At 66.1% G+C, this 21,553-nt stretch carries 25 protein-coding genes and 1 tRNA gene (1 of these 26 cut by a window edge); 12 read left to right on the top strand and 14 right to left on the bottom strand.

Features of this window, described 5'->3' with window-relative positions; all coding sequences use genetic code 11:
* Nucleotides 1–399: 399 nt before the first annotated feature.
* Nucleotides 400–491 (bottom strand) — tRNA-Ser (locus K5X80_RS01715).
* Between the two features lie 219 nt (nucleotides 492–710).
* Here K5X80_RS01715 and K5X80_RS01710 point away from each other — a divergent pair.
* The 3 genes from K5X80_RS01710 to K5X80_RS01700 all read left to right on the top strand — a co-directional run bounded on the left by K5X80_RS01710 (nucleotide 711) and on the right by K5X80_RS01700 (nucleotide 3,303).
* The gene (locus K5X80_RS01710) at nucleotides 711–1,484 is read left to right on the top strand and encodes a DUF1134 domain-containing protein (RefSeq protein WP_502778651.1); all 774 of its coding nucleotides are present in this window, start codon (nucleotides 711–713) and stop codon (nucleotides 1,482–1,484) included.
* Between the two features lie 94 nt (nucleotides 1,485–1,578).
* Nucleotides 1,579–2,760, top strand: a complete 1,182-nt coding sequence (locus K5X80_RS01705) for an amino acid aminotransferase (protein ID WP_222559145.1) — start codon at nucleotides 1,579–1,581, stop codon at nucleotides 2,758–2,760.
* Nucleotides 2,761–2,763: 3 nt separating this feature from the next.
* On the top strand, nucleotides 2,764–3,303 hold the full coding sequence (locus tag K5X80_RS01700) for a GNAT family N-acetyltransferase (protein ID WP_222559144.1): 540 nt from the start codon (nucleotides 2,764–2,766) through the stop codon (nucleotides 3,301–3,303).
* A gap of 309 nt (nucleotides 3,304–3,612) precedes the next feature.
* On the opposite strand, the gene K5X80_RS01695 is transcribed toward K5X80_RS01700, so the two are convergent.
* From K5X80_RS01695 to K5X80_RS01670, 6 genes are all read right to left on the bottom strand, one after another.
* Nucleotides 3,613–4,230 carry a riboflavin synthase gene (locus K5X80_RS01695; RefSeq protein WP_222559143.1) on the bottom strand — a complete coding sequence of 206 codons (618 nt, stop codon included), beginning with the start codon at nucleotides 4,228–4,230 and terminating at the stop codon, nucleotides 3,613–3,615.
* A complete protein-coding gene (gene ribD, locus K5X80_RS01690) occupies nucleotides 4,215–5,201 on the bottom strand; it encodes a bifunctional diaminohydroxyphosphoribosylaminopyrimidine deaminase/5-amino-6-(5-phosphoribosylamino)uracil reductase RibD (RefSeq protein ID WP_222559142.1) in 987 nt (328 codons plus the stop codon). The genes K5X80_RS01695 and ribD overlap by 16 nt, the downstream gene beginning before the upstream one ends.
* Nucleotides 5,188–5,682 carry a hypothetical protein gene (locus K5X80_RS01685; RefSeq protein ID WP_222559141.1) on the bottom strand — a complete coding sequence of 165 codons (495 nt, stop codon included), beginning with the start codon at nucleotides 5,680–5,682 and terminating at the stop codon, nucleotides 5,188–5,190. The genes ribD and K5X80_RS01685 overlap by 14 nt, the downstream gene beginning before the upstream one ends.
* A 69-nt stretch (nucleotides 5,683–5,751) precedes the next feature.
* Nucleotides 5,752–6,474, bottom strand: coding sequence for a M48 family metallopeptidase (locus K5X80_RS01680; RefSeq protein ID WP_222559140.1), 723 nt, complete (start codon nucleotides 6,472–6,474; stop codon nucleotides 5,752–5,754).
* Nucleotides 6,475–6,969 (bottom strand): YcgN family cysteine cluster protein, encoded by a 495-nt coding sequence (locus tag K5X80_RS01675; RefSeq protein WP_222559139.1) that lies wholly within the window; start codon nucleotides 6,967–6,969, stop codon nucleotides 6,475–6,477.
* Complete coding sequence (locus K5X80_RS01670) at nucleotides 6,957–7,568, bottom strand: SCO family protein (RefSeq protein ID WP_222559138.1); 612 nt, start codon at nucleotides 7,566–7,568, stop codon at nucleotides 6,957–6,959. The genes K5X80_RS01675 and K5X80_RS01670 overlap by 13 nt, the downstream gene beginning before the upstream one ends.
* A 73-nt stretch (nucleotides 7,569–7,641) precedes the next feature.
* On the opposite strand from K5X80_RS01670, the gene K5X80_RS01665 reads away from it, so the two are divergent.
* The 5 genes from K5X80_RS01665 (at nucleotide 7,642) to ssb (ending at nucleotide 11,797) form a co-directional block, all read left to right on the top strand.
* Nucleotides 7,642–8,283, top strand: coding sequence for an ankyrin repeat domain-containing protein (locus K5X80_RS01665; RefSeq protein ID WP_222559137.1), 642 nt, complete (start codon nucleotides 7,642–7,644; stop codon nucleotides 8,281–8,283).
* A complete protein-coding gene (locus K5X80_RS01660; RefSeq protein WP_222559136.1) occupies nucleotides 8,267–8,968 on the top strand; it encodes a COQ9 family protein in 702 nt (233 codons plus the stop codon). The genes K5X80_RS01665 and K5X80_RS01660 overlap by 17 nt, the downstream gene beginning before the upstream one ends.
* 85 nt (nucleotides 8,969–9,053) lie before the next feature.
* The gene (locus K5X80_RS01655) at nucleotides 9,054–9,293 is read left to right on the top strand and encodes a FeoA family protein (protein WP_222559135.1); all 240 of its coding nucleotides are present in this window, start codon (nucleotides 9,054–9,056) and stop codon (nucleotides 9,291–9,293) included.
* Nucleotides 9,293–11,143, top strand: a complete 1,851-nt coding sequence (gene feoB, locus K5X80_RS01650; protein ID WP_222559134.1) for a ferrous iron transporter B — start codon at nucleotides 9,293–9,295, stop codon at nucleotides 11,141–11,143. The genes K5X80_RS01655 and feoB overlap by 1 nt, the downstream gene beginning before the upstream one ends.
* A 108-nt stretch (nucleotides 11,144–11,251) precedes the next feature.
* Nucleotides 11,252–11,797, top strand: a complete 546-nt coding sequence (gene ssb / locus K5X80_RS01645; protein ID WP_222559133.1) for a single-stranded DNA-binding protein — start codon at nucleotides 11,252–11,254, stop codon at nucleotides 11,795–11,797.
* A gap of 88 nt (nucleotides 11,798–11,885) precedes the next feature.
* On the opposite strand, the gene K5X80_RS01640 is transcribed toward ssb, so the two are convergent.
* Nucleotides 11,886–12,422 (bottom strand): YceD family protein, encoded by a 537-nt coding sequence (locus K5X80_RS01640; protein ID WP_222559132.1) that lies wholly within the window; start codon nucleotides 12,420–12,422, stop codon nucleotides 11,886–11,888.
* Nucleotides 12,422–12,937, bottom strand: a complete 516-nt coding sequence (locus K5X80_RS01635) for a ubiquinol-cytochrome C chaperone family protein (RefSeq protein ID WP_222559131.1) — start codon at nucleotides 12,935–12,937, stop codon at nucleotides 12,422–12,424. Before K5X80_RS01635 ends, K5X80_RS01640 begins: the two co-directional genes overlap by 1 nt.
* Nucleotides 12,938–13,069: 132 nt before the next feature.
* On the opposite strand from K5X80_RS01635, the gene K5X80_RS01630 reads away from it, so the two are divergent.
* Genes K5X80_RS01630 through K5X80_RS01615 form a run of 4 tightly spaced genes read left to right on the top strand, consistent with a single transcriptional unit; the run spans nucleotide 13,070 to nucleotide 15,748 of the window.
* A complete protein-coding gene (locus K5X80_RS01630) occupies nucleotides 13,070–13,564 on the top strand; it encodes an outer membrane protein assembly factor BamE (protein WP_222559130.1) in 495 nt (164 codons plus the stop codon).
* A gap of 48 nt (nucleotides 13,565–13,612) precedes the next feature.
* On the top strand, nucleotides 13,613–14,200 hold the full coding sequence (hslV, locus tag K5X80_RS01625) for an ATP-dependent protease subunit HslV (RefSeq protein ID WP_222559129.1): 588 nt from the start codon (nucleotides 13,613–13,615) through the stop codon (nucleotides 14,198–14,200).
* Nucleotides 14,201–14,226: 26 nt separating this feature from the next.
* Nucleotides 14,227–15,528: an ATP-dependent protease ATPase subunit HslU gene (hslU, locus tag K5X80_RS01620; RefSeq protein ID WP_222559128.1), complete on the top strand. Its 1,302-nt coding sequence runs from the start codon at nucleotides 14,227–14,229 to the stop codon at nucleotides 15,526–15,528.
* Nucleotides 15,529–15,544: 16 nt separating this feature from the next.
* Nucleotides 15,545–15,748 carry a DUF1737 domain-containing protein gene (locus K5X80_RS01615; RefSeq protein WP_222559127.1) on the top strand — a complete coding sequence of 68 codons (204 nt, stop codon included), beginning with the start codon at nucleotides 15,545–15,547 and terminating at the stop codon, nucleotides 15,746–15,748.
* 30 nt (nucleotides 15,749–15,778) lie between these two features.
* On the opposite strand, the gene K5X80_RS01610 is transcribed toward K5X80_RS01615, so the two are convergent.
* From K5X80_RS01610 to K5X80_RS01590, 5 genes are all read right to left on the bottom strand, one after another.
* The gene (locus K5X80_RS01610) at nucleotides 15,779–17,215 is read right to left on the bottom strand and encodes a peptide MFS transporter (RefSeq protein ID WP_222559126.1); all 1,437 of its coding nucleotides are present in this window, start codon (nucleotides 17,213–17,215) and stop codon (nucleotides 15,779–15,781) included.
* An 8-nt stretch (nucleotides 17,216–17,223) separates the two neighbouring features.
* A complete protein-coding gene (locus K5X80_RS01605) occupies nucleotides 17,224–19,053 on the bottom strand; it encodes an ABCB family ABC transporter ATP-binding protein/permease (RefSeq protein ID WP_222559125.1) in 1,830 nt (609 codons plus the stop codon).
* A 95-nt stretch (nucleotides 19,054–19,148) separates the two neighbouring features.
* On the bottom strand, nucleotides 19,149–20,045 hold the full coding sequence (locus tag K5X80_RS01600; protein WP_222559124.1) for a beta-1,6-N-acetylglucosaminyltransferase: 897 nt from the start codon (nucleotides 20,043–20,045) through the stop codon (nucleotides 19,149–19,151).
* Between the two features lie 4 nt (nucleotides 20,046–20,049).
* A complete protein-coding gene (locus tag K5X80_RS01595; RefSeq protein ID WP_222559123.1) occupies nucleotides 20,050–21,510 on the bottom strand; it encodes an oligosaccharide flippase family protein in 1,461 nt (486 codons plus the stop codon).
* Between the two features lie 3 nt (nucleotides 21,511–21,513).
* Nucleotides 21,514–21,553 carry the 3' portion of a glycosyltransferase gene (locus K5X80_RS01590; protein ID WP_222559122.1) on the bottom strand. The gene runs 1,100 nt beyond the window's last position, so the window shows 40 of its 1,140 coding nt (coding positions 1,101–1,140); its start codon lies beyond the right edge, outside the window; it ends in the stop codon at nucleotides 21,514–21,516.

The raw sequence follows: 21,553 nt of genomic DNA, 5'->3' as shown, positions 1-21,553 counted from the left end.
GCCACCGATCTGCGATGAAACAGGCGTGAATTGCGCGCCGATATCGGCCGTATTCGCGGCGGGGATCGGTGACGCGAGCCATGTCCGGATGTCAGCCCGGCCACTCTATATCCTCTACACCTCAGGCATTACCCGGCGCGCTCAAGGGCGTGGTGCGTGGCAACGGCGGCCATGCGGCGGCGTTCACCTGGCCGATATGGCCAATATCCACGGCATCGAGGTGGGGATGTGCTCTGAGGCTTCGGACGCGGGTTGGGTTCCAGTGCCCCGGTTGCCGATTCGTCGCGTTCAAGGCGCGCTGGCCACGCCCTGAGGCAATCCGCAAGGCGATGGTCGAATCCCGTATCGCCTGACAGCGCGGGGCCTTGCCGGGTATTGCCTCAGAAATGTCGGGAAAGGTGGCGGAGACGCCGGGATTCGAACCCGGGGTGCCCCCTTAAGGGCACGACGGTTTAGCAAACCGCTGGTTTCAGCCACTCACCCACGTCTCCGGATCGCAGCGGCGTTAGAGCGGGCGCTATAACGGCGGCGGGTGATCCCGGCAAGTGGGCTGTGCAACAATTTGCAAGCTCCGCGGATTTCGGCGGATCGGGGGATTCGCTTCGGCCCGAAAGCGACTCGTTTCGTCGAGCGTTCATTGCCGCTTCAGGCGGCATGGCTTCTTTCTTTACCATTGGACAAGTCCCGTTTCGGGGCGCAGGGATCGCATGATGATACGTTTCGCCACCAGTTTCCGCCGCCGCACAGCCGGAGTTTTCCTGAGCTTTGCGCTGGTGCTCGGCACCGCTCCGCTCGCCGCGCAGGATATGCCGATCGATGGCGATCTTGCCGATCCGGGTTCCGCCGCGGCGGCCAATCCGGCGGGCGGCTACCCCGAGACCGCCGACACGCAGGGCGGCTATGACCAGAACGGCACGCCGATGCCCGCCGAAAATGTCCCGGTGGCGCCCGCCCCCGATGCGCAGCAGGCCGCCGGTCAGGCGGCCACCACCGGGCAGGGCGAAACCTACAAGCGCGATGATCTGGTCGGGGCAGCCGAAGGGCTGTTCGGCAAGGGCGCCAAGGGCCTGGCGGGCCTGATCGAGGATCTGCTGGCCAAACAGGGCGAACCCAACGGCTATATCGTCGGCCGCGAAGGTGGCGGCGCGCTGGTCGTCGGCGTACGCTACGGTTCGGGCACGCTCTATCACAAGGTCGAAGGCCAACGCCCGGTGTACTGGACCGGGCCTTCGATCGGGTTCGATGCCGGGGCCAATGTCGGCAACACCTTCATCCTCGTGTACAATCTCTACGACAGCGAGGAAATCTACCGCCGCTTTCCGGCCGTGGAAGGGCAGGTCTATGCCGTGGGCGGGTTCAACGCGAGCTACCTGCGCAGCGGGGACAAGGTGCTGATTCCCATCCGCGTGGGCGCGGGGCTGCGCCTTGGCGTGAACGCGGGCTACATGAAGTTCCGCAAGACGCAGAAGTGGATTCCGTTCTGAGCGAGGGCCGTTTCCGTCGTTTTGTGACGATTTGATCCGGCGGCGGCGATTTTCCGGTTGATCGCCGCCCGGCGTGGAGGCAATGAGCGGGCCCATGTTAGACCGCCTCGACCAACAGCCCGCCGATGCGCTTCTCGCGCTGATCAAGCTCTACGATGCCGACCCCCGCGCCGACAAGATCGACCTGGGCGTGGGCGTCTATCGCACCGATGACGGGGCCACCCCCGTGTTCGCGGCGGTGAAAGCGGCGGAGCAGAAACTCGTCGCCGAGCAGGATTCCAAGGCTTACCTCGGCCCCGAAGGCGATATGGGCTTCGTCCATGCGCTGATGCCCTATGTCTTCGGCGCGCAGAACCCGACGATGGACGGCCGGATCGACGGGATGCAGGCCCCGGGCGGCACCGGCGGCCTTCGCCTCGCTTTCGCGCTGGCCAAGCGCGCGGGCATCAAGCGGATCATCACCGGCGGCCCGACCTGGCCGAATCACCCGCAGATCCTTGCCGATCTCGGCATGGAAAGCGTGAACTTCAATCACGCCAGGGCCGATGGCACCGCCGATCTGGATGCGCTGCGCACCGCGATCGCCAACGCGCAGGACGGCGACGCGCTGTTGCTGCACGGTTGCTGTCACAACCCCACCGGGATCGATTACACCCCGGCCCAGTGGGACGAGATCGCCGCACTGGTGGCCGATTCCGGCCTGCTGCCGATCATCGACCTTGCCTATCAGGGCCTCGGTCAGGGTATGGAAGAAGACGCGGCCGGCATGCGCAAGGTGCTGGCTGCCGTACCGGAAGCGCTGATCTGCTACAGCTGCGACAAGAACTTCGGCCTCTACCGCGAACGCGTCGGTGCGCTCTATGTGCTTACCCGCAGCGCGGCGGACACCGCCAAAGTGCTGACCAACGGCCACATTCTGGCCCGCGTCAACTGGTCGCAGCCGCCCGATCATGGCGCCGCGGCCGCCCGCATCGTGCTGGAAGATGCCGGGCTCACCCGGCAGTGGCTGGCCGAGCTTGACGAAATGCGCGGCCGTATGCGCGAAGTGCGCGATGCGCTGGCCGCGGCGGATAACCGGGTGGCCGGCCTCGATCTCACCGCTATCGCCACGCAGAACGGGCTGTTCTCGATCCTCAATCTCGACAAGGATCAGATTCTCGCCATCCGTGAAAGGCACGGCGTCTATATGGCGGGTTCGGGCCGGATCAACGTGGCCGGGCTCACCATGGGCAATATCGAGAAATTCATCGCCGCGCTGGCGGATGTCGCCGGCTGACCGATGAACCGGCAGCCGGTCCTCGAAGGGGAGCGGCTGCTGCTTCGGCCGCTCAGGCCCGATGATTGGGCGGCGCTTTATGGCGTCGCCTCCGATTCGCTGATCTGGGCGCTCCATCCCGCGCATGACCGCTGGCGGGAACCGGTATTCCGCGCCTTCTTCGACGATGCGCTGGCCCATGGCGGTGCGCTTGCCGCGATCGACAAGGCCAGCGGCGCGCTGATCGGCTCGTCGCGCTTTCAGAACCATGATTGCGCTGGCGGCGGTTCGGTCGAGATCGGCTGGACTTTCCTTGCGCGCAGCCATTGGGGCGGCGCGTGGAATCGCGCCATGAAGCGGCTGATGATCGGCCATGCGCTGGGCGCGGTCGCGCAGGTGCGCTTTGTGGTTGGGGCGGACAATCTCCGCTCGCGCCGGGCGATGGAAAAGATCGGCGGGCACCTTACCGGCGTGCGCGAAACCCGGATGATGGCGGGCATGCCGGTGGAGCATGTCCATTACGCGATAACCCGGGCCAGCTTTGCCGCGGGGCCACTGGCGTGAGCGCGGTTGACGCAGAACGGCCTGCGAGTGCGGCGTGGAACGGGATTTTATCCTTTTAAAATAAAGGAATGTCCGTTTCGCGGTGTGACTTTCCCAGAGGCTTTTGTCAGCCGCTCCATCGCTGTTCGGTGGCATGGGCGGGAAGGGGCGGGCGGGATGGGCCATCCGCGCCGTGTGGCACAGGGGCTGGCGTGTAGGAAAATGGTCTTTGGCTGCGGGGAAAGACCGGCTCTCCCTCGTCATTCCCGCGCAAGCGGGAATCCAGTCCTGCACCCGCCGCCCGCGTGGGGATGACGAAACGGAGTGAAATTACCCCCGCAGGCTTTGCATCCGCTGGAGATAGCGGGCGAGCACGTCGATTTCCAGATTGACGCTATCGCCCGCCTGCAGGCCGCCCAGCGTCGTCACCGCAGCGGTATGGGGGATGATGTTGAGGCCGAAATGAACGCTGCCATCCGCCTGGTCTTCCACCGTGTTGACCGTCAACGAAGCGCCGTCGACCGTGATCGAGCCCTTGGCCGCGATATAGGGGGCCATATCCCGCGGCGCGGCGATGGTGAGGCGAATCGAATCGCCTTCCGCCACGCGCGCCGCCACGGTGCCCACGGCATCGACATGACCGGTGACGATATGCCCGCCCAGTTCATCGCCCAGCCGGAGCGCCGGTTCGAGATTGAGCGCGGAGCCCACGGCCCAGCGGCCTGGCACCGTGCGCGCCTGGGTTTCGCCGGAGATATCCACGCTGAACCAGGCATCGCCTGCGGTGCCGCCGCGTTCCACCACGGTCAGGCAGACGCCCGAGCAGGCGATCGATGCGCCGATGGCGATGGTTGCCGGATCGTAGGGGCAGGCGATCACGGCGTGCAGATCGCCGCGCGTCTCGAGTGCGCGAATGGTGCCGATGGCGGTGGTTATGCCTGTAAACATCGCGTCCTCTCATAAATTTCCAGCGTGTCGCTGCCAAGCGTCCGCCGCCCCGCGCTGCGCCAGCGGCCATGTGCACTGGCCAGATCGGCCAGCCCCAGATCGCCGATGCACGGCAGGCCGCCGCCGATGACGATGGGCGCGCGGTAGATCAGCAGCCGGTCCACCAGATCGGCGGCGAGGAAGCTGGCCGCCGCGCCCGCGCCGCCTTCGACGAACAGGTACTGGCAATCCGCCATATGCGCGATGTCGGTGGGGGCGGCGATGGCCCGCCAGCCGGCCGGCGCGCTGGAACGCGTCAGCACCCACCGTTCGGGGCTTTGCTGTTCCAGCCCTTCGAGCCGGACATCGAGCCGGGGCGAATCGGCCCGCAAGGTGCCGCCGCCGACGAGAATCGCTTCGCTGCGCGCGCGCAGCGCGTGGACATGGGCACGGGCCACCGGCCCGGTGATCCATTGGCTGGACCCGTCGGCCAGCGCGAGGCAGCCGTCGAGCGAGGTGGCGAGCTTGAGCGTGACATGCGGGCGGCCGTGGCGGCGCTGCATGAGATAGCCTTCAAGGCTGGCCTCCGCTTCGGGGGAGGGGAGCAGTTGCGCATCGATCCCGGCGGCGCGCAGGAGAGCGAGGCCTGCTCCGGCGGTGCGCGGATCGGGGTCTTCCACACCCGCGACCACGCGGGCGATTTGCGCCGCGGCAATCAGCGAGGAACAGGAGGGGCCGCGCACGCTCTGGTGCGCGCAGGGTTCGAGCGAGACGTAGAGCGCCGCGCCGCGCGCCGCATCGCCCGCCATGGCCAGGGCTTCGGCTTCGGCGTGGGGGCGCCCGCCCGCGCGGGTCCAGCCGCGCCCGACGACCACGCCGTTCTGCACGACAATCGCGCCGACCGCCGGGTTGGGGCGGCTTTCGGGCCGCCCGCGTGTGCCCAGCCGGGCGGCGGTGGCCAGCCAGACCGCGTCCGCCCTATTGCCGGGCATCGGTTTGCGGAGGGGATGGTTCCGGAACTTCGGTGGCGGTGGCCGGTGCATCGCCGCTGGCGCGGCGCCCGGCGAAGCGGGCTTCCTCGGCGCGTTTGGCCTCCTCCTGCTCGGCGGCGGCTTCGCGTTCGATCTTGTCCACATCCATGCCCGACACGCGGCCCAGCGTGCGATAGATGTTCTTCACCCGCTCGTCGCGCGCGGCCTGCTGCGCCGCCTCCTCGTCCTTGCGCCGCTGATTCGCTTCGTTGGAGGCGATGATCTCGGCATTGGTGCGGCCGGGGGCGAAGGTGGTGATATAGGTCACGTCCGGGCGCGGCGGCGGCCCTTCGCCGCCTTCGTTCCACATCACCGAAAACAGCGTGAACGTGGCGGCGAGCGACACGCCGATAATCGGCCAGCGGTAAGGGTTGGGCCGGGTGAATTCGCGCACGAAATCGCCGATCGCGCCGGAGGGGGAAATGTTCCGCCAATAGCTCATGCGCGCCTAGATAGGGATGACGGGCGGCTATAGCCAGCGTTTCATGGCAGGCACGGCATCGGCGGCCTGTCAGCCGAACGGAGCGTAGAGGCTGCGCCCTTCGGTCTTGAGCCAGCGGTTTGCGGCGGGAAGATCGCCTTCGAACAGATGGGCGAGCAAGGCATGGAACGCGGGCGAATGGTCGAAATGCACCAGATGCGCCACTTCGTGCGCCACCACCGAACGGCGCACGGCGGGCGGGGCCTGGACCAGCCGCCAGTTGAGCCGGATCGTCCCGTCGCCGGCGCAACTGCCCCAGCGCCGCTGCGCGCGCGAAAGGCGCACGGGCGGCACCTGCAACCCCGCCCGCTCGCAATAGAACGCCAGGTCCGCGCTCATCAGCGCCAGCGCTTCCCGTTCGAGCCAGCGGCGCAAGCGGCCGGGCAATCCGTCTTCGGGGCCGCCTGCCTGCACCGCGCCGTCCACGATCCGGGGGGAGCGTGGCGCTGTCGCGGTCCAGACGATCGGCAGGGATTCCCCGCAATACCGCACTGTGCCGCCCGGAGTGGGCGGGGCGGCGGCGGGAATGCGGGCCAGTTGGGTTTCCAGCCAGTCACGCCGGGCCAGCGCGAAATCCACCGCATCGGCGGTGCGGCCCCATTGCGGCAAAGTCACGCGCACTTCGCTGCCATCGGGGGCGAGGCGCAGCGTCATCCGGCGGGTCCGGGCATGGCGGCGCAGCATGATCGGAACCGGCGCCCCGCCCAGGATCACGGTGGGCGGCTCCCGGTCGCGGCGCAGCCAGTCGATCATTCAATCGTCCCTGTCCTCGGGGTCATCGTCGGGTTCGTCATAAGGCGTATCGCCGATATCGGGCCAGTCGACCAGATGGTGTTCCAGCGGCCCGGCTTCGGTTTCGCAGATCACCCGGCCGATAACGGACACACCCACTTCGCGCACCGTCTCGCGGCTGCCCGAAATCAGGTAGTGCCAGCTCGGCAGCGGATCGCCTTCCGCGCGCAGACGATAGGCGCAACTGCGCGGCAGCCAGTGCTGATCGCCCACATTGCGCGCGGTCAGCCGGAGGCAATCGGGAACATAGGCCTTGCGGTTGCGATAGTCCTTGCACTGGGCGGTGCCGGTGTCGAGCAGCTTGCAGGCGACATTGGTGGGCAGGATTTCGCCGGTATCGGCGTCTTCCAGCTTGTGCAGGCAGCATTGCCCGCACCCGTCACACAGCGCTTCCCACTCGGCGCGGGTGAGATCGCCCAGCGGCAGGGTCCAGAACCGGGGTCTCAGCGGACCCATTTGGCCAGTTCCTCCGCCACGTGTTCCGGCCCGGCATCAATCGGCACCAGCGCGATCGGTTCGCCCTGGCGGCCCATCAGGTAGGTCCCGCGCGTATGGTCCATCAGATAGCCGCCGCCGGGCGATGTCTTGCCCTTGGCGTAATAGACGCCGAATGCTTTGGCCGCGGCGTCGATTTCCTTGGCGCTGCCGGTCAGCCCGAGCAGCCTGTCGGAAAAGGCGCTGGTGAATTCGCCGATCACTTCGGGGGTGTCGCGCGCCGGATCGATCGTGATGAAGATCGGCTGGACCTCCTTGGCGCGATCCGGATTTTCCTTGGCGAACAGTTCGAAGCCTTTCATCAGCTTCTGCATGTCGAACGGGCAGATGTCGGGGCAATAGGCATAGCCGAAATAGACGATGCGATAGCGCCCGTCGAAATCGGACCAGCGCACGGTCGTGCCGTCCTTGTCCTTGAGCGTGAACGGCCCGCCGATGCGCGCGCCTTCCAGCGGCGGCTTGCCGGTGGGGGATTCGGCGGGGCCGCATCCGGCGAGCAGGAGAGCGGGGGGGAGGAGCAGAGCGGTAAGGAGATGCTTCATCATGGCGCGACGGTTCATGCTCTGCTAACCCCGATACGGCAAGGGGCGAGTCCCGGCAGAAGGTGAATTCGAAGGAGGCGCGGCGGTGGCAATGGGCAGGATATGGGCGAAAGGCGGGCGGAGTCTGGGCCGGAATCTGGGCTTGCTGCTGGGCGCTGCGCTGCTGGCCGTTCCGGCGGTTTCGCACGCCCAGTTTTCCGATGGCTACCGCTTTCTCGAAGCGGTCAAGAAAGCCGATGGCGACGCGGCGACCAAGCTGCTCAACGAACCGGGGACGACGATCGTCAACGCCCGTGACGTGACCAGCGGCTCCACCGGGTTGCATATCGCCGTGGCGCGCCGCGATCTTCTGTGGACCCGTTTCCTTCTCCAGCACGGCGCCAATCCCAATATTGGCGACAAGCGCGGGCTGACTCCGCTGGTAGTGGCCGCGCGGCTGGGCTTCGTCGATGGCGTCAACGCGCTGATCGAAGGCGGTGCGCGGGTCAACGATGCCAACGACACCGGCGAAACGCCGCTGATTTCGGCCGTCCACCAGAAGGATATCGCGATTATCCGCGCGCTGTTGAAAGCCGGGGCCAACCCGGACCGGCCGGACAATTCGGGCCGTTCGGCGCGCGATTACGCCCGCTTGCAGGGCGCGGGCAGCTCGGTGCTCGCGGAAATCGAAGCGCGCGCCAAGCCCGGGGCCGGCGGCGCGCAGGATGGGCCGGTCTATGGCCCCCGCTTCTGACATGGGCCTGCCTGCCGCCATGCCTTCTGCCGATACCGCTACTCTCTCGCTGGACGAAATCCGCCTCCTGCTCGGCCCGCGCGTTGCCGAAAACGCGGCATTCGACGGCTGGAGCGAAGCCGCGCTCGATCTTGCCGCCGACAGTGCGGGCATCAATCGCGCGGTCGCCCGTCTGGCGTTCAGGGATGGCGCGATGGGGATGATCGGCGCATGGATCGACGGGATCGACGCGGCGATGGCGCAGGCGCTGCCCGCCGCAATGCTGGCCGAATTGCCGGTGCGCGAACGCATCCGGCGGCTGGTGCAATTCCGGCTGGATGCCGTCGCGGGCCAGGAAGAGGCGGTGCGCCGGGCCCTGGCGATTTTCGCCATGCCGCATCATGCCCGCGCTGCCCTGCGCCGCGGCTGGCAGAGCGCCGATGTCATGTGGCGGCTCGCCGGGGACCGGTCGGCCGATTACAATCACTATACCAAGCGCACCACGCTGGCCGCCGTCTATGCCGCCACGCTGGCTGTGTTCATCGACGATACGAGCGAGGACAAGGCCGAAACCGCCCGCTTCCTCGACCGGCGGATCGACGGGATCATCCGCTTCGAAAAGGCCAAGGCCCGGCTGACGCCGCAGCCCGGCCAGCATTTCAGCCTCGCCCGTTTCCTCGGCCGCCTGCGCTATCCCGCCCGCTAACGGGCCGGCCCGGCGGAGCGATTCCTCCTGCCCATTTAATGCGAACAAGTTGCAATATGGCGCGCGATCTGGCATCGCCGCAGGCATGACACTGGAAGAGCTTCCCCTCGGCGCCCGTGCCCGTATCGTTGCGGTTGATTGGTCCCTGCTGGCGCCGGATGAAGGGCAACGCCTCCGCGCCATGGGGCTGGATGAAGGCGCGCGCGTCAGCGTGGCCCATCGCGGGGTGTTCACCGGGCGCGATCCGCTGTCGGTGATCGTCGGGCGCATGAATGTCGCCATCCGCCGCAGCCATGCCCTGGCGATGCAGGTGGAGGCGCTGTGATGCAGCTTCGCAGGGCCGCGCTTGTCGGCAATCCGAATGCCGGGAAAAGCGCGCTGTTCAATGCGTTGACCGGCGCGCGCCAGAAGATCGCCAATTATCCCGGCGTCACGGTGGAGCGCAAGGCCGGGCGGCTGATGCTGCCTTCGGGCGAACCGCTGGAACTGGTCGATCTGCCGGGCAGCTATGGCTTCGATGCCACCAGCCCCGATGAGGAAGTGACCCGCAAGGTCATTCTCGGCGAATTGCCAGGGGAAACCCAGCCCGAAGTGCTGGTGGTTGTGCTCGACGCGTCCAATCTCGAACAGCATCTCGTTTTCGCGCAGGAAGTGATCGAACTGGGGCGGCCGACGCTGGTCGCGCTCAACATGGTCGATCTGGCGGAACGGGACGGGCTGGTGCTCGATCCCAAGGCGCTGGAACAGGCGCTGGGCGTGCCGGTGATCCCGACCGTGGCGGTCCGCCGCCGGGGCCTTGCCGAACTGGCCGCCGCGATTGAAACCGCCCATCGCCAGGCGGCGGACGGACACCAGCCCCATGCGCGCCCGCATATCACGCTGCCCGAACGGCGGCTGGCGGCGCACAATATCGCCCAGGGCGCGATTCTGTCCGAATCGGCGCAACACCGGATGTATGCGCGGATCGACAGGGTTCTGCTGCACCCCTGGCTGGGGCCGATCCTCCTGTTCGCGTTGCTGTTCGTGATGTTCCAGGCGGTGTTCGCCTGGGCGACCCCGTTCGCCGATGGGCTGGAAGCGATCATCGGGGCGATCATCGCATGGGTCGAAAGCGTGCTGCCCGCCGGTTTCCTGCGCGACTTGCTGACGCAGGGGATACTCAGCGGGGTGGGCTCGGTCATCGTGTTCCTGCCGCAGATCCTGATCCTGTTCGCTTTCATCCTGGCGATGGAAGCGAGCGGCTACATGGCCCGCGCCGCGTTCCTGATGGACCGGCTGATGGCCTATGTCGGGCTGTCGGGGCGCAGTTTCATTCCCCTGCTGTCCAGCTTCGCCTGCGCCATTCCCGGCATCATGGCGACGCGATCCATCGCCGATCCCAAGGACCGGCTGACGACTATACTGGTCGCCCCGCTGATGACCTGTTCGGCCCGCCTGCCGGTTTATGCGGTGATCATCGCGGCGTTCATTCCCGCCCGCACGGTCGGCTGGGGCGTGGGCCTGCAGGGGCTGGTGCTGTTCGGCCTCTACGTCGCCGGAATCATCGGCGCGACGGTGGTGGCGTTGGTGCTGCGCCGTTCGGTCACCAAGGGCGCGGCCAGCGGTTTCATCATGGAAATGCCGAAGTATCAGATGCCGCGCCTGCGCGACATGGCTATCGGTCTGTGGCAGCGTGCGTGGGTGTTTCTGCGCCGCGCGGGCACGATCATTTTCACTGTCACCGTGGTCCTGTGGCTGCTGCTGAGCTTCCCCAAGGCGGGGCCGGGCGAAAGCCAGGTCGATGTGTCTATCGCCGGGCGCATCGCCAGCGGGCTGGAAGTGGTGGTGAAGCCGATCGGCTTCAATCACGAGATCGCGCTGGCGCTGGTCCCCGCCATGGCCGCGCGCGAAGTCGCCGTGTCCTCGCTCGCCACCACTTATGCCGTGGGCTCCGACGACGAAGACGCCGCCGCGGCCGCGCTGACGGACAAGCTCGCTTCCCGCTGGAGCCTGCCGACCGCGCTGGCTTTCCTCGCCTGGTTCGTGTTCGCGCCGCAATGCCTGTCGACCATCGCCGTGGCCCGGCGCGAAACCAACGGCTGGAAATGGCCTGCCTTCATGGTCGCCTATCTTTTCGCTCTTGCCTATGTCTTTGCGGGCATCACATATTGGACGGCAAAGGCGTTCGGGCTGTAGCACGGGCTGCGTGAAGCAAATCGCGCTGTTGAAACCGCCCCGTGCGAGACTGGCGGCGAGCGCCGCAGTCCGATAAGCCCGCACGCCAGATAGCGAGGACACACATTTATGGCAGGCAGCGTCAACAAGGTCATTCTGGTCGGCAATCTCGGCGCCGATCCCGAAGTCCGCAGCTTTCAGAATGGCGGCAAGGTGTGCAACCTGCGTATCGCCACCTCCGAAAGCTGGAAGGACCGCAACACCGGCGAACGGCAGGAACGCACCGAATGGCACACGGTGGCGATCTTCTCCGAAGGGCTGGCGGGCGTTGCCGAACGCTTCCTGCGCAAAGGCAGCAAAGTCTATATCGAAGGCCAGCTCCGCACCCGCAAATGGCAGGACCAGTCAGGCAATGACCGGTATTCGACCGAAGTCGTCCTGCAGGGCCCCGGCGCGGTGATGACGATGCTCGATGGCGCATCCGGCGGCGGTGGCGGTGGTGGCCAGCGCGGCGGCGGCTGGAACAACGATCGCGGCGGTTCCTCGGGCGGCGGCTGGGATCAGGGCGGTAGCTCGGGCGGTTCCGGTGGTGGTTTCGGCGGCGGTGGTTCGTCGTCTGGCGGCGGAAAGTCCGGCGGCTTCAGCGACGATTTCGACGACGATATCCCGTTCTGACAGGATGGGGCGGTGGCTTCTTCCGCCTTCCGCACGGCAAACAAAGGCCCGCTCCTCATCGGGGGCGGGCTTTTGCTTTAGAACGCTCTCATTTCTTGGGCTTGAGCGCGGCGAGCGCCGCGAAGGGGCCGGTCTGATCCTCACCCTGCAAGCCATGCTTCTGCCGCGCCTGTTCGGCGTTGGGGCCGGTGGCGTAGGGATCGATAACCAGGGCAAGGCTTTGCGCAATGGCTTCGCCCAAGTCGAACGTGCCTCCGGTGTACTCGATCTCGTCGCAATCCTCGGCGCTCAGTTCCACTTCCTCGTCCGGGCGATAGGTGCCCGCGGGAACGAGGCGGAATGCGAGCGATTCCGCCACGCTGACGGGCAGATCATCGCCTGAAACGGCGCAACTTTGCACGAAATCGGCACGCAGGATGCCGGTGGCCATGACCGTTTCACCGTCGGCATCCAGTGCGATGTCCGCTTCCAGCCGGCTGACGCCGATCAGCCCGAAGCGCGCGGCCAGCGCCGCCCGCTCGTTCTCGTCGGCTACGAGATGGCGGATGCCGTCGCCCATTCGGGCGCATTCGACGGGGCGGGAAAATTCGCTGCCCGCCTGGTGGGGTGCGGTGTTGTCGTTCATCAGTCGATCCTTCCTGCCAGCAGCGCGGCATCGTCCGTCGTGGCCAGCGTCGCTTCGAATCGGCGTAGCGCGGCGGCGACTGCTGCCGGATCGGCGCCGTCTGCCAGTGTCAGATTGCGCGCGGCCGCTTCGGCCAGCGCCTCATCGCCTTCGGCGCGCAGCGCATCGCGATAGGCGCCCAGCCGCCCGCCGAGCACGGACATCAGCTTGCCGATATGCTTGCCCACCACGACATCGCCGATTCCCGCCTCGCGCAGCTGGCCGTCCATATCCTCGACGAACAGTTCGGTCAGCAGGACGGGCGGGGCGCGGTCTTCCTCGTCGCGTTCCATGCGGATCAGCACGAGTGCGAGAATCGCGGTGATCATGTCGAAGCGGCCGGCCACGGTGTCGGCGACCCCGGCTTCGCGATACCATTCGGGGCGGCGCGAGATTTCGACCACGCGGTGCCACAGCGGGCGCAGGGCCTCACGCGGGTCTTCGCGTTTGCCGAACAGGCGAGAGAGCAGGGACATGATTGTGGTGTGTCTCCGTCATTCAGCGACAATTCAAAGCGTCTGTCTCAAGCGGCATTGCACGGCGGGCCAATGCGCCTTAAGGCTTCCGCCCGTATAGGAGCCGCTGCGGTGAAGGCAATCGGCTCTGTCATGCGAGACTCGGAGATGCAGGTGATGAAGGCTTTCGCGCGGATCGGACTGGTTGCTGCCATCGCGGCCGTGGGGCTGACGGCAGGCTGCACCACGATCAAGGACAAGCGCGGCTACGTCGCCGAAGACGTGCTGCTCAACGCGGTGCAGCCGGGCATCGACAACAAGGAATCGGTGGCCGGCACGCTGGGGCGGCCGACCTTCGCCAGCGTCTATGGCCAGGACAGCTGGTACTATGTCAGCGCGGACACCCGCCAGAAGCCGTTCTCCTCGCCCAAAATCAAGGATGAAACGGTGTTCGCCGTCCATTTCGATAAGGCGGGCAACGTTATCGGCACCGAACGTTCGGGCATGGAACGCGTGGTGAAACTGGATCCGGAAGGCGACAAGACGCCGGTTCTGGGCCGCGACCGTTCGTTCCTGCAGGATCTGTTCGGCAACATCGGCGCGGTCGGCGCGGCCGCCCCGGGTGGCGGCGGCGGCGCAGGGATGTGATGCCCGCCGCTTGAAGGTTGGCATGGCGGGGCCCATATCCCCGCCATCATGAACGCGCATTCCGACAGCGGCCACGGCACCATTCAGTGGCACGGCACAACCATCATCGGCGTCAGGAAGAACGGCAAGACCGTGATCGCCGGCGATGGCCAGGTTTCCATGGGCAACACGGTGATGAAGCCCAACGCCCGCAAAGTGCGGCGCATCGGCGAAGGTGGGCCCGAACACGGCAAAGTGATCGCCGGGTTCGCCGGGGCCACCGCCGACGCTTTCACTCTGTTCGAACGGCTGGAACGCAAGCTGGAACAACATCGCGGCCAGTTGATGCGCGCCGCGGTCGAACTCGCCAAGGACTGGCGCACCGACAAGTACCTGCGCAATCTCGAAGCCTTGATGATCGTGGCCGACAAGGACGCGCTGCTGGTGCTGACCGGCAATGGCGATGTGCTGGAGCCCGAGGGCACCGGCGAATCGCAGATCACGGCAATCGGTTCGGGCGGCAATTACGCGCTTGCCGCCGCGCGCGGGATCGACAGCTATGAAAGCGATGCGGAAACGATCGCCCGCAAGGCGATGGCCGTGGCGGCGGATATCTGCGTCTTCACCAACGACCGCGTGACGGTCGAAACCATCTGATTTCCCGAAACAGCGGTCCCCATTCCATGAACGACAATCTCACCCCCAAGGCCATCGTGGCCGCATTGGACGAACACATCATCGGCCAGGCCGAAGCGAAGCGGGCGGTGGCCGTGGCGCTGCGCAACCGGTGGCGGCGGCAGCGTCTCTCCCCCGAGCTGCGCGATGAAGTGACGCCGAAGAACATCCTGATGATCGGGCCGACCGGCTGCGGCAAGACCGAGATCAGCCGCCGCCTGGCAAAGCTGGCCGATGCGCCATTCGTGAAAGTGGAAGCGACCAAGTTCACCGAAGTGGGCTATGTCGGCCGCGATGTCGAACAGATCGCCCGCGATCTGGCGGAAGACGCGATCCGGCTGGAAAAGGATCGCCGCCGCGAAGCGGTGCGCGAAGCCGCGTCGAAAGCGGCGATGGACCGGTTGCTGCATGCCCTGGTCGGCGAAAACGCCAGCGAGGCGACGCGCGAAAGCTTCCGCCAGCGTATCGTCCAGAACGCGATGAACGACACCGAGGTGGAAATCGAGGTGGAGGATGCCCCCTCGATGCCGATGGAACTGCCGGGCATGGGCGGCAATGTCGGGATGATCAATCTCAGCGATATCATGGGCAAGGCGTTCGGCGGCGCGCCGAAGAAACGGCGCAAGCTGAAAGTGCCCGATGCCTGGGACAAGCTGGTGGACGAGGAAGCGGAAAAGCGGATGGACCAGGACGATGTCGCCCGGGTCGCGCTGGCCAATGCCGAAACCAACGGGATCGTCTTCCTCGATGAAATCGACAAGATCGCGGTGTCCGACGTGCGCGGCGGTTCGGTCAGCCGCGAAGGGGTGCAGCGCGATCTGCTGCCGCTGATCGAAGGGACGACGGTGGCCACCAAGTACGGCCCGATGAAGACGGACCATGTGCTGTTCATCGCCAGCGGCGCGTTCCATGTGGCCAAGCCCAGTGACATGCTGCCCGAACTGCAGGGCCGCCTGCCGATCCGGGTGGAACTGAAAGCGCTGACCGAGGAAGATTTCGTCGCCATCCTGTCCGACACGCGGGCCAATCTGGTGCAGCAGTATCAGGCCCTGCTCGGCACCGAGGAAGTCACGCTTGCCATCGCCCCCGATGCGGTCAGCGAAATCGCCCGGATCGCGGCGCAAGTGAACGAAAGCGTCGAGAACATCGGTGCCCGACGTTTGCAGACGGTGATGGAAAAGCTGCTGGAGGAACTGAGCTTCGAAGCGGAGGATCGCAAGGGCGAAACCGTCCACGTCGATGCCGCCTATGTTCGCGAAAAGCTGGCGGGCCTCGCCAGCGACAGCGATCTCAGCAAGTATATCCTGTAAGGCGAAAGCAGAGCCGATGTACCAGACACCCGAAGACCGCCCGATCTATCGCCTGCTGACCGGCAAGGATGACCGCGCCTTTTGCGAGCGGGTGTCCGAGGCTCTGGCGCAGGGGTGGCGGCTTTACGGTTCGCCCAGTCTGGCCTGGGACGAGGAAGGCGGCTTCATGAAAGCCGCGCAGGCCGTGGTCTGGCATGAAGCGGATGTGGTGAAGCGGTAAGGCGGTTCCGCGCTGCCGGGCGGGGCGCCGTCAGGCGAGCTGCGTGGCCGCGCCCGGCCCCGGTTCCCCATCCTCCGCCGTTTCCGGGCCGAAGAAGCGAATCAGCGGGCCGCGCAGGATCAGCACTGCCAGCCCGGCCCCGCCGACGATCATGGCGTTGATCGTCCAAAAGCGGGTGGGGCTCATCACTTCATACCAGCCGCCCATGTAGCCGCTGAGCAGGCTGGCGGCGGAGGCGGCCAGCGCTTCCACCCCCAGCATGGTGCCGCGCCACGCGGCCGGTGCGCGGCTGGCGAAAAGCGCGAGCATGACGGGCGAGAAATAGACCGCGCCGAGATTCGAGATCAGATGGAACATCACCGGCCAGGCAAGCGGCGCGCGCCCTTGCGCATTGGCCACGAGCGGTGCCGCGGCGAGCCACAGCACCCCGGCGCAAAAGATCAGACAGCCGATCCCCATCTTGACGAAGATATCGGGCTCCGTCCCACGTTTGGCCTGCCGCCGCCAGTGCCACACCACCAGCGGGATGAAAATCGCCGGCGCCAGGCCATCGAGCGATTGCATCCACGGCACGGGCACTTCGAAGCCGCCGATCAGCAGATTCACGTGGTCGCGTACCCACAGGTTGTAGACGTTCCAGATCTGCGCCTGCGCGGTCCAGAAACAGAGCGAAACCGGCCACATCAGGAACAGGCCGATGACATTGCGCTTTTCCCGCACGGTCAGCGCGCCGCGCGCCACCGCCACATGTTTGGCGCGGTCGGCGGGCAGATGGCGCGATCCGAACAGATAGACCACGAGGCCGATCAGCATCCCCAGCCCGGCAACCGCGAATCCGGCATGCCAGCCATAGTATTTCGCCACCGTCCCGGCGACGATGGGGGCGATGAACGCCCCGAAATTGACGACGAAACTATAGACCTGGAAAGCGTCGGCCAGCCGCCGGTCCCCTTCGGCATAGAGCGTCTTGATCTGTGCCTTCAGATTGCCGCGCAGCAGCCCCGCACCGAGGATGAGTAGCAGCAGCGCGGGCAGGAAGGTCTGGTCGAAAGCAAGGGAAAAATGGCCCCCGGTCATCAGCAACGCGCCCAGCGTCACGGCGGTGCGGTGGCTGGTCCAGCGATCACCGATCCACCCGCCGACCAGTGGGAAGAACATCAGCAGCGCCATGTAGAGGCCGAACGTCTGCGTGGCGATCGCCTGATCGGACAGCGGCCCGGTGACCGCTTCGATCGCGGCGCGGTACTGCGGGAAGCCGACGACCTTTTCGATGCGCCCGGGCTTGAGCAGTTCGCCCGCCATGTAGAGCACGAGCATCGCCTGCATCCCGTGGAACGAGATGCGATCCCACAGTTCGGTCCCGGCAAGGACCCACAGGCCCTTGGGATGGCCGAAGCGTGCCGTTCGATCGGCGCCGGCCCCGCTACGATCCGCCCCGCGATCCGGCTGCGCCCCGCTGTCCCCCATCGCTTGTCCTACTCCGCCATCGCCGCGGCCTGTTCGGGCGTATCGCCTTCGGCCTGCTGGCGCGCCCACATTTCCGCATAAAGCCCATCCAGCCGCAACAGTTGCGCGTGTGAGCCCTGTTCGGCCAGCCGCCCTTCGTTGAGCACGAGGATACGGTCCGAATCGGCAATCGTCGACAGCCGGTGGGCGATGGAAATCGTGGTGCGGTTTTCCGCGACCCGGTGGAGCGTGGCGAGGATTTCCTGTTCGGTGCGGGTGTCGAGCGCGCTGGTCGCTTCGTCCAGCAGCAGGATCGGCGGATTCTTCACCAGCGTGCGGGCAATCGCCACGCGCTGCTTCTCCCCGCCCGACAGTTTCAGCCCGCGCTCGCCCACTTCGGTGGCGAAACGCTGGGGCATCCGCTCGATCAGCGGCATAAGCGCGGCATCGCGCGCAGCCCGTTCGATTGTCGCCGCATCCGCTCCGTCGCGGCCATAACCGATGTTGTAGCCGATGGTGTCGTTGAACAGCACCGTGTCCTGCGGCACGATTCCCAGCGCAGCGCGCAGGGAGGCCTGCGTCACCTGCGCGATATCCTGCCCGTCGATCAGGATGCGCCCGGCCACGGGATCGTAGAAGCGGAAGATCAGCCGGGCGATAGTGCTCTTGCCCGCGCCCGAAGGTCCGACAATCGCGACATGGTGCCCGGCGGGCACTTCGAAGCTCAACCCGTGCAGGATCGTGCGATTGGGTTCATAGCCGAACGTCACGTTGTCGAACGCTAGAGCGGGGCGGCGCACGACCAGCGCCGGGGCGCCGGGCGCGTCGCGCACTTCCACGGCGGTATCCATCAGGCGGAACATCGAAGCCATGTCGATCAGCCCCTGCCGGATCGTGCGGTACACCATGCCGAGCATGTCCAGCGGGCGGAACAACTGGGTGAGGTAGGTGTTCACGAACACCAGATCGCCCACTGTCAGCCTGCCTTGCGACCAGCCCCACACCGTATAGGCCATCGCCCCGGCCATCAGCAGATTGACGATCAGCGCCTGCGCGATGTTCAGCAGGCCGAGGCTGTTTTCGCTTTTGACCGCGGCGCTGGCATAAGCGCGCGTCGCTTCGGCATAGCGGTTCTGTTCGCGCTGTTCGGCGCCGAAATATTTGACCGTTTCGTAATTGAGCAGCGAATCGACCGAACGCGCCATCGCCTGCCCGTCGAGATCGTTCATCTTTTCGCGCAGCGCCGTGCGCCATTCGGTGATCGTGCGGGTGGCATAGGCATAGGCAACCACGGCCAGCGCCGTGGCGATCACCAGTTCCCAGCCGAACTGGAAATAGAAGATCACCGCCACGGCGATCAGCTCGATCGCCGTGGGGGCGACATTGAACAGCAGGAAATAAAGCATCACGTCGATGCTTTTGGTCCCGCGCTCGATCACTTTGGTGACTTCGCCGGTGCGGCGTGAAAGGTGGAAGCGCAGCGACAACTGGTGCAGCCGGGCGAAGACATCCTCGGCCAGCGCGCGCGTCGCATCCTGGCCGACGCGTTCGAACACGATGTTGCGCAGATTGTCGAACAGCACCCCCGAAAAGCGCCCTGCGGCATAGGCGAGCACGAACGCCATCGCCACCTGCGCCACCTGCGCGGCATCTCCCGCCATCGCATCGACCGCGCGTTTGTAGAAGAACGGCAAAGCCAGAGTGACTGCCTTGGCGGCCAGGATCAGCATCACCGCCGCCGCGATGCGCCAGCGCAGTTCGCGGTTATCGGCGGGCCAGAGATACGGGAGAAAGCGTTTCAGCGTATGCCAGCCATCGAGGCGGCTGAGCGTGTCCTGTTGAGGTGTGTCGGGCGGCATGGCTGTCTATGTAGTGGATGCGTGCAAAATCGGAAGATGGCGCGGCAAGGCCAGCGCTCTGGCCCCGCAGGCAGCAGGCACCTTCTCTGCGGCGGTCAGTCTGATGCGCGCGCTACGGCATGGATGGGATCGAACGCCCCTGGCTCCAGGAAGAACGGGTCCACGCGCGCATCGAACTTGCGCGCGAACCATGCGCCGCTGGCGGCGAGTGCTGGGATGCTGGCGCGGGTGAGCGTGCGCGGGCTCGAATGGCCCGCCTCCCAGTCGATGAAGCGGCGGGCCGGAGCGAGCCTCTCCGGGAAATGGGCGGCGATAAGCGTCTGGATCACATGCTCGTCGGCGCAGACGGTGCCGGACAAACGGCCCGATCTGCGCAGGCGGGGCAATTCTGCCCCCAGCAGGGTCAGCGCATCGAGGGGGAGCGTCCACCACTGCGATCCCTTGCGCCACGCCCCCCAGGGGCGCTGACGGGACGGGCAAACCCGGTCGAGCCAGCCCGACAGGCGGCGCAGTTCCCATGTGGCGGTATAGGCCATCCGGTCCTTTGCCGGATCGAGCCGCAGCCACCGTGCATCGAGGCGGTGGGTCTGCATCCGCTCCTCCAGCGCAGGATCGGGTGCGGCTTCGATCAGGCAGGGTGGTTTTGCCGCCTTGCCCAGCGCTTCCACGACTGTGGCGCGCGGAACGATCGGCCAATCCGCCCCGCTCAGCAGATGTGCGAAATCGCACCCTTCCTGCAGGGCGGTGGCAATCAGGCGCTCCGTTGCGGTCACGATGCTATGGTGGCCCCAGCGCACGGTGACGGGATTGGGCAGAATATGGATGCGCGGGTTCGGCGGTGCGGTGCGGGTGCGCAAGCGCTGCCAGAGCGCCGACCGGCGATCCGCGTGAATGATCGCGATGTCATCCGATTCGGGGGTGAGCAGTGCATCGGTCAGCGCATCGAGCTGCGCTTCCTGGTCATGGGCCAGAATAAGATAGGCAATCTTCATCGCCTCACCCGGGCAAGCGGCGCGCGCGCAGCGAACCGCGCGCGACGTTCAGCGCGAGGCGGATTTCCTCGCGGGCGGGATGACGGCAGAGAAACAGCATGGCGACCCATGCCAGCCCGCCCAGACCGGTGCCGAGCAAGAGCGCCGGCAGCCCGACGTTCTCCGAACCGAGGTAGTACAGCAGCACGATCATCGGCAATCCGGCCCCCAGCGCGCAGACCGCGCTTTGCATATAGATGATCGCAACGCGCCAGACGGGAAGATCGATCAACCGGGTGAGGAACGCAGCATAGATCGCCCACCATACCAAGCCATAGAGAACCCGGCTGATCGCGGCCGCTTCAAGCGAGATCAGGCAGGCCAACGCCAGAATCATCACGGCCGCGCCGGTTTCGAGGAAATTGATCCACACCAGCGTGCGGATCCGGCCGAGCAGGATCGGAATATCCATCTGCAAGGGCATGGCGATGAACAGCATTTCACCGATGGCCGTCCAGAACAGCAAGGGGGCGACACCTGTCCAGTTCTCGCCATAGAGCAGGCGCACCAGTGGTTCGGCGCAGACTGCCAGCCCGGTCATCGCAGCCCAGTTGAGCGCAGTGTTGCAGGCCATAAGATGCAGGTATGGTTCGGCCAGCGGTTCACCGGCGTCGCGCTTTCGGGCGAAAGCGGGATAGAACACGCTGTTGATCGCGCCCGTCACCAGCATCGACAGTTGCCCGGCGAGCGCGCTTGCGCGGCTGAACAGGCCGGTGGCGAAAATACCCAGAATGAAGCCGACAATCAGATCTTGCGAACGCTGTCCTATGGCTGCGCTCGCGCTGATCAAAAAGGAGGCCGAACCGAACCGCAGCAGCGGTGCGACTTCCTTCTTGCGTGGGCGAAGCCTGGGGGCGACCGGCCGCATGATCTGGGCGCTTATAGCTTTGATCAGTGCGGTCACGATGACCCCCCAGGCGAGGGAAAAGGCGCTGAAGCCCTGAAAGGCCAGGACCACCGCGGTAATATTGCCGACCAGACCGCTGCCGGCATTGACCCAGAACAGCCCGCGAAAATCCATGTCGCGAATCAAGAGGGCGCAGGACACGGTGGCGAAGGGCACAAGAACATATGACAGTCCGATGAGCCGGACGAGGCCGACGAGCCCGGGCTGATCGTAAAAGGACGCAAGCCATGGCGCGCTGAGAATGAGAATGGCGGCAACGCTCCAGGCGATGCCAATGGTGAGCGTGAGGTAATCGCCCAAGGCATCCCGACGCATCTGCGGCTGGCCGGAGATGAAGCGGGTGACACCCATGTCCTGGAAGATGGCCAGAACCATCGCGGCGGCAAGCGCGATGGAGAACAGCCCGATTTCAGCGGGTTTGAGGAAGAAGCGGGAAATAATGACGCTCGCAGCGAACTGGATCGCGAACGTGATGTACTGCCCTGAGACGGACCAGAATGCGGCGCGGCGAATGGACACGGCTCAGGCGGCCGTCGTTTGCGAGGTATCTGCGGCGGGCCTG

Source organism: Caenibius sp. WL, from assembly GCF_019803445.1.
Lineage (GTDB): Bacteria > Pseudomonadota > Alphaproteobacteria > Sphingomonadales > Sphingomonadaceae > Caenibius.
Note: the sequence above shows the minus strand (reverse complement) of the source record. Positions and strands in the feature narration are given on the sequence as shown.

Bases quoted from the DNA above. Each gene is read 5' to 3' on its own strand.
- K5X80_RS01675 (WP_222559139.1), bottom strand. From the start codon at position 6,969: ATGGGTCCGCTGAGACCCCGGTTCTGGACCCTGCCGCTGGGCGATCTC.
- ribD (WP_222559142.1), bottom strand. From the start codon at position 5,201: ATGCCCGGCAATAGGGCGGACGCGGTCTGGCTGGCCACCGCCGCCCGG.
- K5X80_RS01630 (WP_222559130.1), top strand. From the start codon at position 13,070: ATGCGAGACTCGGAGATGCAGGTGATGAAGGCTTTCGCGCGGATCGGA.
- K5X80_RS01615 (WP_222559127.1), top strand. From the start codon at position 15,545: ATGTACCAGACACCCGAAGACCGCCCGATCTATCGCCTGCTGACCGGC.
- K5X80_RS01695 (WP_222559143.1), bottom strand. From the start codon at position 4,230: ATGTTTACAGGCATAACCACCGCCATCGGCACCATTCGCGCACTCGAG.
- K5X80_RS01700 (WP_222559144.1), top strand. From the start codon at position 2,764: ATGAACCGGCAGCCGGTCCTCGAAGGGGAGCGGCTGCTGCTTCGGCCG.
- K5X80_RS01660 (WP_222559136.1), top strand. From the start codon at position 8,267: ATGGCCCCCGCTTCTGACATGGGCCTGCCTGCCGCCATGCCTTCTGCC.
- K5X80_RS01600 (WP_222559124.1), bottom strand. From the start codon at position 20,045: ATGAAGATTGCCTATCTTATTCTGGCCCATGACCAGGAAGCGCAGCTC.
- K5X80_RS01705 (WP_222559145.1), top strand. From the start codon at position 1,579: ATGTTAGACCGCCTCGACCAACAGCCCGCCGATGCGCTTCTCGCGCTG.
- K5X80_RS01680 (WP_222559140.1), bottom strand. From the start codon at position 6,474: ATGATCGACTGGCTGCGCCGCGACCGGGAGCCGCCCACCGTGATCCTG.
- K5X80_RS01635 (WP_222559131.1), bottom strand. From the start codon at position 12,937: ATGTCCCTGCTCTCTCGCCTGTTCGGCAAACGCGAAGACCCGCGTGAG.
- K5X80_RS01710 (WP_502778651.1), top strand. From the start codon at position 711: ATGATACGTTTCGCCACCAGTTTCCGCCGCCGCACAGCCGGAGTTTTC.
- K5X80_RS01665 (WP_222559137.1), top strand. From the start codon at position 7,642: ATGGGCAGGATATGGGCGAAAGGCGGGCGGAGTCTGGGCCGGAATCTG.
- ssb (WP_222559133.1), top strand. From the start codon at position 11,252: ATGGCAGGCAGCGTCAACAAGGTCATTCTGGTCGGCAATCTCGGCGCC.
- K5X80_RS01655 (WP_222559135.1), top strand. From the start codon at position 9,054: ATGACACTGGAAGAGCTTCCCCTCGGCGCCCGTGCCCGTATCGTTGCG.
- feoB (WP_222559134.1), top strand. From the start codon at position 9,293: ATGCAGCTTCGCAGGGCCGCGCTTGTCGGCAATCCGAATGCCGGGAAA.
- K5X80_RS01670 (WP_222559138.1), bottom strand. From the start codon at position 7,568: ATGAACCGTCGCGCCATGATGAAGCATCTCCTTACCGCTCTGCTCCTC.
- hslU (WP_222559128.1), top strand. From the start codon at position 14,227: ATGAACGACAATCTCACCCCCAAGGCCATCGTGGCCGCATTGGACGAA.
- hslV (WP_222559129.1), top strand. From the start codon at position 13,613: ATGAACGCGCATTCCGACAGCGGCCACGGCACCATTCAGTGGCACGGC.
- K5X80_RS01685 (WP_222559141.1), bottom strand. From the start codon at position 5,682: ATGAGCTATTGGCGGAACATTTCCCCCTCCGGCGCGATCGGCGATTTC.
- K5X80_RS01605 (WP_222559125.1), bottom strand. From the start codon at position 19,053: ATGCCGCCCGACACACCTCAACAGGACACGCTCAGCCGCCTCGATGGC.
- K5X80_RS01610 (WP_222559126.1), bottom strand. From the start codon at position 17,215: ATGGGGGACAGCGGGGCGCAGCCGGATCGCGGGGCGGATCGTAGCGGG.
- K5X80_RS01640 (WP_222559132.1), bottom strand. From the start codon at position 12,422: ATGAACGACAACACCGCACCCCACCAGGCGGGCAGCGAATTTTCCCGC.